A 9,572-nucleotide genomic window follows, 5' to 3' on the forward strand; every position below is an offset into this window, starting at 1 on the left:
CTTGCAGCGGCGCCTGTTCCTTCGGGAACGGGCGTTTTTTTGTCAAAAGAAAACCATACGCTATGCGTATGGTTCGGGAGAGCTTACAGCGATGTATCAAAAAAAATTCCTCCTAATGTTACAATAAATTTGGTTCGCCAACCGAATTTATCGACAATAGGAGGAATACAGATGTCATCTGATGTGAACAGTTTAGCACATACAAAATGGAATTGTAAGTACCACATAGTATTTGCCCCCAAGTATAGACGACAGGTGATTTATGGGAAATTGAAGCAAGATACCGGAAAAATATTGCGACAATTATGCGAAAGAAAGAACGTAGAAATTATAGGAGCAGAAGCGTGTAAGGATCATATACACATGCTCGTGAGTATCCCTCCGAAGTTAAGTGTATCCGGATTTATAGGATATTTAAAAGGAAAAAGTAGCTTAATGATTTTTGATCGACATGCCAACCTGAAATATCGGTATGGGAATCGGAAATTTTGGTGCAAAGGATTTTACGTGGATACGGTGGGAAGAAACAAGAAAGTGATAGAAGAATATATCCGCAATCAACTGCAAGAAGATATCGTCGCGGAACAAATAACGATGGAGGAATACATCAATCCATTTACAGGAGAAGAAACCAAAGGTAATCGAAAGAAGAAATAGAAAAACCCCTTTAGGGGGAGCCGAAAAAGTAGTGCGGTTGGCGAACCATTCAATGCCCTTTTAGGGCTGGCCAGTAACAAAGGCTTTCAGCCGCAGAGCAAACCACCCGTTATACGGGTGGTTCTGATTCAACCTTATAAAATTTCGGATGTGGTAGGGGGCGAAGCGCAGGTAGAGGGGGAGAGAAGAGAATCTGGGGGGCTAAGGGACACCAGTGCCGTTATTTTCGGAAAAACGGAGGTTTGCAAATTGTAACGGAAACAGATGACCTTATTTACCTCAAATCGGCGTGGATGAACGAGTTTAGAACGAAATAGGGTCATGTGGGTCCGTTAGGCTGGGAAATTCTCGGGAAATGGGTGTATAAGGCCGCTGGAGTCCGTTAGAGCAACGTCCAATGTTTAGGAAGAGCCTCCAATCGCTCCAAAATAGAAGTCAGCGCCATTAAAGGACACCGTCAGCACTGGCGTTGTATAAACTCAAACTCTTGCACAAGACAACTTGTTGCCTTGATACATTTCAGGTTTTCCGCAAAGGCTTAGGTGTCTAAATAAAATTGAGCTTGCAGGAAGGAAATCTAACGGTTGTAGCAGCGGCTATTTTACGAAAAAAGCCCTGTTCAAAATTTTAACGGTTGTGAGAAGCGTTATTTGCCTGAATCTAAGCAAAATGAGCCGGGTTTCAGTGAAATAATCGCTATGGCAACCGTTACAATTTGAAATCAACGTTTTTTGAGCGAATAGCGGTTGTGGCAACCGTTAGATTAGTTGTGGCTAGAGGTGTATCTTGTGGATCTTGTCGGAATTAATGCAACGCTAGTGCGCCGTCAGGAGTTTTTCTAACCGTGGGTAAGCCGGACGCGGGTTTCCGCGCCTGATGGACTGTTCAGATTGGAAATATCCAATTGAACGGACATTCAGTGGCAGACACAGCGGTTTGATTGGATATTTCCAATAGATCAAGCGTGGCAGGGCGCAGAAAATGCCATTTGGTCGAGATCTATTGGATTTTTCCAATGAGAGTCCCCAATTACGCTCGATGCCCCGGCAATCTATTGGATATTTCCAATGAGAGGTAAAGGGGCAACTGGGTAGCGGGGAGCTCATCAGGTGTATGGTGCGTGAAAATCACGCCAACGCCGATATGTACTTTAAATTTCAGTCTCGGCCTCGCGCCTCTCGTCCGCCGATGGCAGCCTAGAGCCGCCAAGGCCAGACTCTCCTAGTCCAGGCTCTCCTAGTCCAGGCTCTCCTAGTCCAGGCTCTCCTAGTCCAGACTCTCCTAGTCCAGGCTCTCCTAGTCCAGACTCTCCTAGTCCAGGCTCTCCTAGTCCAGGCTCTCCTAGTCCAGGCTCTCCTAGTCCAGGCTCTCCCAGGCCAGGCTCTCCCAGGCCAGGCTCTCCCAGGCCAAGCTCCTCCCGGGCCAGGCCCGCTCCCAGGTTATGCAAATCACATGCTCCGTTCGGCATGATATAATTGACCTATGCGGGAGGAGGGGCGTCATGATGATCCGCAGCATTTACCGCAATTATTTCAAAAACAATTTGTTCATGAAAATCATTCTGGTTTTTTCGGTCATTACGATCGTTACGATCATTACGTTCTCCTACCTGATGTTCAAATTCATGTCGGAGTCCGCGGTGCAAAGACAGCTGGATATTCAGAAACGGGCGATTGAAAGCGTAAGCAATTATATCGGCGGGAAATACAATTCGGTGCAGGCGATGGTGCGGGACATTTACCGGGATAGCGAGCTCGCCTCCAACACGTCCTATTTCCTGGAGCACCCGTATCAGGATTACGTGCGGTACCGGCTGGATCGTTATTATACGGAGAATAGTTCTTTGACGGATACGGTGATATATTTCCGCAACCAGGTGGAGGATAATCCGGATATCCGCAGCCTGCTGCTGTACAGCGCGGACCAGCAGCAACTGTATGCCTTTGGCAACGACAAGCAGTTCAAAATCATCCCCACCAACGCCGCCCGCTCGTACGTTCCGGACGTCATGTATCAGCAGGACAGCGCAAACGTGGCGGCGGCCAACATTTGGGTGCGCAAAGCGGCGGGCTTGCCGGATACGCCAATGTATTCCGTGCGCGTGCCGATCAACAACAATCAGTCGCTGCGGAATATCGGGCAGCTGGTCGTTTATTTCGATACGGACAAGATTTGGAACAGCATGGCTTTTTACAAACAAGAATTGAAAGGTTCCATTTTGGTCATCTCGGCCAACGGGGACGTGCTGTTCGATTCCTCCGGCACCTACTACGGCCGGAAGTACCCGTACAATGAGCAATTGAACTCGATTTACGACAGCGGCGTATTGGGCGGGAAGACGATCGTCACCAAGCTGACGCAAAGCCAGGGCGGATTTACGGTGCTGAGCGCCGTGCCGAAACAGGAACTCGCCGATACGTACGTTGGGCTAAGAAATACGATTCTCACCATCAGCATCATCTGCATCTTTTTTGCGATTATGATTCCTTCGCTGTTCATCAGTAATTTCGCCAAACGGATGTACGGGATCATCCGGTTTACCCGCAAGGTGCGCGGCGGGGATTTGGCGGCGCGGATCGCCGATCCGCGGGAGGACGAGCTGGGGCAAATCTCCCGCAGCTTCAACGAGATGCTCGATGAGCTGAATCAATACATCGAAAGGGTGTACAAGGCCGAAATCAAGCAGCAGCAGACCGAACTGGTGGCGCTTCAGGCCAGGATCAACCCGCATTTCCTGTACAACACGCTGGAAGTGATCCGCATGCGGGCCGTCTCCCAGGGGGCGAGGGACGTCGGCGAGATGATCTACAGCTTGTCCGTGCTGTTCAAAAGCCTGGTACAGCAGAAAAAAATCTACACCCTGAAAGACGAACTGGAGGCCTGCCGGCTTTACTTGGAGCTGTTCAGAATCCGCTATAAAGATAGATTCAATTACAAGATCGTAGCCGATCCCGCCCTATTCGGCAAATCGGCGATGAAGCTTTCGCTGCAGCCGATCATTGAAAATTACATCGTCCACGGCATCAGAACCGACCGGGACGATAACCGCTTGACGGTCAGAGTTCAGGATGAGGGCGATATTATCACAGCCGTGATTCAAGATAACGGGAAAGGCATTGAGCAAAGCAGGCTGGCCGAAATCCGCGCAGCGCTGGAGAGCAAGGAAGAGCCGGGGGAAATGTTCGGGCTGCGCAGCGTTCACAGCCGGCTAAGGTTTTTGTACGGGCCTGCATACGGGATTGAAATCGAAAGCCGGCCTGGAGAAGGGACGACGATTGTAGTACGTTATCCAAATCGGGAAGGATCGGATGCTGAAAATGTATAAAGTGTTTATTGTCGATGACGAGCCTTTTATCATAGAAGGGCTGTACGATATTTTGGATTGGCCGGCGTTCGGCCTGGAGATTGTCGGGCACGCGGAAAACGGGCGGCAGGCGCTGGACGCGCTGCAAACCACCCCCGCCGACGTGCTGATCACCGACATTTCGATGCCGGTGATGAACGGCTTGACCTTGATTTCCGAGGCGCGCAAGCGGCATAAGGATCTCAAGGCGATCATTCTGAGCGGGTTCAATGAGTTCGATTACCTGAAAGAAGGCATGCGGCTGGGCATCGAAAACTATTTGCTGAAGCCGATCAACGTGGAGGAACTGGAATCCACGCTGCGCAACACGGTGGAAAAACTGGACAGCCAGCGGTCCGAGGAATTGTACGACGCTTATGACGTGCAGATTCTCAAAGACAATACGTTATACCGCTGGCTGACCGGACAGATCGCGGCCAGGGAATTTGCCGAGCGCGCCGAACTGCTGAACCTTTCGTTAATCGGCCCGTTCATCGCCGTAGCTGTGCTGCGAACGGGCAGCGGCCAAAATGAAGCTTTTGAGGAAACGGCCAAGCTTCTGGAAGCGGGTAATGACATTACGCCTTTCCGCGACGTTGACGGCGATATCGTGCTGATCGGCATGCTGGGGACCGAAGACGAAGGGAAGCGGGATTTTCTCGCCAAGCTGCGGGAGCTCAAGGAAGCGCTTGCCGCCCGGAATATACCGGTGCAAATCGGCGTCGGCGGAGTCTGCCCATTGCGGCCAGAGGGGTCTCCGCCGTGTGAAGAAGGCGCCGCAAGCTATAAAGAGGCCAAACGGGCGTTGGAGTATTTTATGATCTATCCGGAGCGGCCGATCATGGAATATAAGTCGCTGGAAGCAGATAAGGGCGGCGCCGCCGTATCCCTGCCTTGGGACGAGTATGCCAAGCTTATGCTGGCCCGGGACGCGGAAGGGTTAAAGCGGCGGATCCAAACCGGCTTCGAGGAGCTGCAGCAAACGCCGGGCATCCGCCCGGAGGACCTGCACAACGCCGCGCTTGAACTCGTCGTCAGATTTAAAATGGAGCTAAAAGAAATCAAGCATACCGACGAGACGGACATTTTTCGCAAAGGGCTGGACCGGGTGCAGGGCAGCGCCGCGTTCTCCGAACTGGTGCGGCATCTTCAGGGCGTGGCGGAGGAAACGGTCGGCTCGCTGCTGCAGGATGCCAAAAACCCGGTGGTGAGCCAGGTGCTGGAGTACATCCACAGTCATTATGCCGACGAGCTTTCCTTGAAAACGCTGGGCGCGCAATACCATATCCACCCCGTTTATTTAGGCCAGCTGTTTCATAAGGAGACGGGGGGTTCTTTTGCGGAATATATCAATAAATACCGGATCGAAAAAGCGAAGCAGCAGCTGAAAAACACCCATTTGAAGGTGCATGAAATCGCCCGCAATGTGGGATATTGGGAGATCGGTTATTTTTACAAACAGTTTCGGAAATATGTCGGCATCTCGCCCACCGATTTCAAAGCCCTTCATTAACATGTGATACAACGGGAAAACACCCGGGGTAAAGAAAAGGAACTAACTCCTTATGTAAGGGATTCCATTCTTTATCCCGGGGTATTTTTTGCGGCGGATCTTTTCTTTAATTTGTACCCTGATTTATTAAATTTAGCTTCTTTTTGAAACGGCTTTCATTCGGTAAGGTTGTATTAGATAGATTACAGAAATCATTCAAAAGGGAGGATCCAGCATGAGCAACAGCAAAAAAAGCTTTTCCTTCGCACTGGCGATGCTAATGGCTCTGGTGTTTGTGTTAAGCGCTTGCGGAGGAGGCAAAAACAGCGCCGAGGGCGGCTCGCCGGCAGCCGGCGGGGACTCGGGCAAAACCGTAAACCTCATTTGGTACACGATCGGCACTCCGCAAAAAGACGTGGACAAAGTTATGGAAGAAGTCAGCAAGTACACGAAGGAAAAAATCAATGCCACGGTTACGATGAAAATGATCGACTGGGGCGACTATAAGCAAAAGATGCAGGTTAACGTCGCTTCCGGGGAGCCGATGGACATTATTTTCACCGCCGCCGGCGGCTTCGATTATGTGCAAAATGCCAGAAAAGGCGCGTTCATGGAGCTCGACGATCTGCTTGAGCAATACGGAAAGGACCTGAAAAACACGATCGATCCGGCGTTCCTGGAAGGCTCCAAGGTCGACGGCCACAACTACGGCATTCCGGCCAACAAAGAGCTTCCGCAGCAAGAAGTATGGCGCTTTAACAAAAACCTGCTGGACAAATACAAGCTGGACATCTCCAATATGCGTTCCTTGGACAGCATCGAGCCGCTTTTGAAAACGATTAAGGAAAACGAGCCGGGCGTAACCCCGTTCGCGATGGATAAAAACTATGTTCCTTATGTTCCATACGATTATGTAATTCAAAATCTGCCGATGGCCGTGAAACTCGACACCACGGATTATAAAATCGTGAACATTTTGGAAACTCCGGAAATGCAGGAAGCCCTGAAAACGATGCACAAATATTATAAAGCGGGTTATGTGGCGCCTGAAGCGGCCACGACCGGTTCGACCAGCGATCTGATGACTTCCGGCAAATGGTTTATGGACCGCGCGCAAACCCAGCCGCTGGCCGACAACCTTTGGTCGGCGAGCTACGGATACCCTGTCGTATCCACGCCGGCGAGCGACGCTATCGTTACGAATACGTCGGTGCAAGGCTCGATCATGGCCATTTCCGCCAACTCCGAATATCCGGAGAAAGCGATGGAGTTCCTGAACCTGCTGAATACCGATCCGGTGCTGCGCAACATGATCGACTCCGGGATCGAAGGCGTGCACTACAAGAAAGTCGACGACAAGCATATTGAAAACCTGGACGAATCGAAAAACTACGATATGCCGTCTTATTCCTTGGGCAACAATATGCTGCTCTATTTGAACCCGAACGATCCCGACGACAAATGGGAGCAATTCAAGCAGTTTAACGCATCCGGCGTCAATTCGCCGATCCTTAGCTTCAACTTCGACAGCACGAAAGTGGCTACCGAAATGACCGCCGTGCAAAACGTGAAGGAGCAGTTCTGGGCATCGCTGATGACCGGGACCGTCGATCCGGAAGAATATCTTCCGAAAGCGATTCAAAAATTCAAAGAGGCGGGTCTTGACAAGGTTATGGCCGAAGCCCAAGCGCAGCTAGACGCCTGGAGAGCTGCGGGCAACAAGTAACATTCCAGAAACTGAACATTTGAGGATCGGGCGGGTGAACGTTGCGCCCGATCTTTTTTCATGATGTAGACAGGAGGGGAACACAAAGATGGCCGCATTTTTCAAAAACGTGCTAAAAAACAAAGTCATGTTATTTATGGTGTTGCCGGGGGCCGTTTGGTTTTTCTTTTTCTCATATCTCCCCCTGGTCGGCACCGTGGCCGCCTTCAAGCAGTACCGTTTCAGCCGCGAAGGCTTCTGGGCCAGCCTGGCCAAAAGCGAATGGGTCGGCTGGGACAACTTCAAGTTCCTGTTCATGACGGACGACGCTTTTACCATTACGCGCAACACGCTGCTGTACAATCTTGCTTTTATTTTTATCGGACTGGTGCTGTCCGTGGCGATGGCGATCATCCTCTCCGAGCTGGCCGGCAAAGTGATGGCCAAAGTGTATCAAACCGGGATGTTTCTGCCGTATTTCCTGTCCTGGGTTATCGTCGGCTACTTTGCATTCAGCTTCTTGAGCATGGACCGGGGGATGCTCAATCAAATCCTCGGCTGGTTCGGCGCCGAACCGATCAATTGGTATTCGGAGGCGAAGTATTGGCCGTATATATTGGTGTTCGTCAATTTGTGGAAAATGGTCGGCTACAACAGCGTTGTGTACCTGGCTTCCATTATGGGCATCGACAAATCGCTGTACGAAGCGGCCATGATCGACGGGGCGAGCAAATGGCAGCAGGTCCGCAACATCACGATTCCGCTGCTTTCTCCGATCATCATTATTATGACGCTGCTCGCGGTCGGCAAGATCTTTTACGCGGACTTCGGTTTGTTCTATCAGGTGCCGAGGGATTCCGGGACGCTCTACGCCGTGACCAACGTCATCGACACTTACGTGTACCGCGGTTTGAAAACGACCGGGGAAATCGGCATGAGTACGGCGGCGGGGCTGTATCAATCGGTCGTCGGTTTTGTGCTCGTCCTCGTTTCCAACTTCATTGTGCGCAAAATCGACAAAGACAGCGCCCTATTCTAAATCAAGCTGAAAGGAGTGTCAGGTTATGGCGGAGGTTGTTAGAAAACACAAGGATTTTCATCATGTCTCGCGCGGATGGAACGCGGTTTTGCACCTGATTGCGGGCCTATTTTCTTTCATGTGCGTATTTCCGTTTTTGTTCGTCGTCATTATTTCGTTTACCGATGAAAAAACGCTGGCCACGGACGGGTACCGGTTGTTTCCGGCCAAATGGAGCCTGGAGGCTTACCGTTTCGTGTTCGAAAGCGGGGACTCGCTGCTCCGCTCTTACGGGGTGACGATTTTGATTACCGTGGCGGGCACGATCCTCAGCTTGGTGCTGATCGCGCTGTACGCTTACGCGATTTCGCGGAAAAGCTTCCGCTACCGGCGGTTTTTCTCCGTGTTTGCGATCGTGACCATGCTGTTTAACGGCGGGATGATTCCGACTTATATGGTCGTGTCCCAACTCATGGGCCTGAAGGATACGCTATGGGCGCTCATTTTGCCGCTGGCGATGAACGCTTTCTATATCATGATTCTTCGCACGTTCTACAGCACCAGCGTGCCTGAAGCGGTCATCGAATCGGCGCGGATCGACGGGGCGGGCGATTTCTACATTTTCCTGCGCATCGTATTGCCGCTGTCGCTGCCGGGCCTGGCCACGATCGGCCTGTTCAGCACCTTGGGCTACTGGAACGACTGGTTTAACGCCCTGCTGTACATCGACAATCCGAACCTTGTGCCGCTGCAATCGATGCTGATGCGGATCGAATCGAGCATCCAGTTCATTCAGCAAAACTCGCAAAACAGCTCGCTGAGCTTGCAGGCGCTGTCGTCGATTCCGCAGGACACGGCGCGCATGGCGATGGTCGTGCTGGCGACGCTGCCGATTATTTTCGCCTATCCGTTCTTCCAGCGCTATTTCGTACAGGGGCTTACGGTTGGGGCCGTTAAAGAATAAGACAAATAGAGGCCAGGAACCGGCCCGACCTATACATGTTGAACTAAAGAAATACGGAAGTTAGGCAAGAGTGTGAAATGATTCTGAAGAAACGGCAGTGGTCGCCTTTGTGAGCGGATTTCTTCCTTGTTGGAATCTATAAAATCAATAGAAATCCGCGAACAACAGCGATCGTAAGAACATTTCACACGGCTGCCCTGATCCGTACAATCAATAGTTCAGCTTATATAGAAATCGGTGCTTGATAGCCGGCTAGAGCTAGAATGGCTGCCGGAACGACTGACCATCGGACATCAAAATAGCGACACTTTATGTGCTTATTATGCGGAGCCTAGCGTGCTCAGGTCCATTAGCGGCATTTTATGTACTTATTTTCCTATGAATGGGCCAGAA

The 9,572-nt window shown here is 51.0% G+C and carries 6 protein-coding genes; all 6 read left to right on the forward strand.

Going from position 1 to position 9,572, the window contains the following annotated elements; translation table 11 throughout:
• The first annotated feature begins 171 nt into the window (after window positions 1-171).
• The 6 genes from tnpA (at window position 172) to NYE69_RS05890 (ending at window position 9,179) form a co-directional block, all read left to right on the forward strand.
• Window positions 172-657 carry an IS200/IS605 family transposase gene (tnpA, locus tag NYE69_RS05865; RefSeq protein WP_340925074.1) on the forward strand — a complete coding sequence of 162 codons (486 nt, stop codon included), beginning with the start codon at window positions 172-174 and terminating at the stop codon, window positions 655-657.
• Window positions 658-2,158: 1,501 nt separating this feature from the next.
• Window positions 2,159-3,982, forward strand: coding sequence for a cache domain-containing sensor histidine kinase (locus NYE69_RS05870; RefSeq protein ID WP_340925076.1), 1,824 nt, complete (start codon window positions 2,159-2,161; stop codon window positions 3,980-3,982).
• Window positions 3,975-5,513: a response regulator transcription factor gene (locus NYE69_RS05875; RefSeq protein WP_340930292.1), complete on the forward strand. Its 1,539-nt coding sequence runs from the start codon at window positions 3,975-3,977 to the stop codon at window positions 5,511-5,513. The genes NYE69_RS05870 and NYE69_RS05875 overlap by 8 nt, the downstream gene beginning before the upstream one ends.
• A 214-nt stretch (window positions 5,514-5,727) precedes the next feature.
• Window positions 5,728-7,218 (forward strand): ABC transporter substrate-binding protein, encoded by a 1,491-nt coding sequence (locus NYE69_RS05880; protein ID WP_340925078.1) that lies wholly within the window; start codon window positions 5,728-5,730, stop codon window positions 7,216-7,218.
• A gap of 88 nt (window positions 7,219-7,306) precedes the next feature.
• Window positions 7,307-8,236, forward strand: coding sequence for an ABC transporter permease (locus tag NYE69_RS05885; RefSeq protein ID WP_340925081.1), 930 nt, complete (start codon window positions 7,307-7,309; stop codon window positions 8,234-8,236).
• A 25-nt stretch (window positions 8,237-8,261) separates the two neighbouring features.
• Window positions 8,262-9,179: a carbohydrate ABC transporter permease gene (locus tag NYE69_RS05890; RefSeq protein WP_036626610.1), complete on the forward strand. Its 918-nt coding sequence runs from the start codon at window positions 8,262-8,264 to the stop codon at window positions 9,177-9,179.
• Window positions 9,180-9,572 lie beyond the last annotated feature (393 nt).

Origin of the sequence: Paenibacillus sp. FSL R5-0527, from assembly GCF_038008055.1 — a bacterium.
GTDB classification, from domain to species: Bacteria; Bacillota; Bacilli; order Paenibacillales; family Paenibacillaceae; genus Fontibacillus; species Fontibacillus macerans.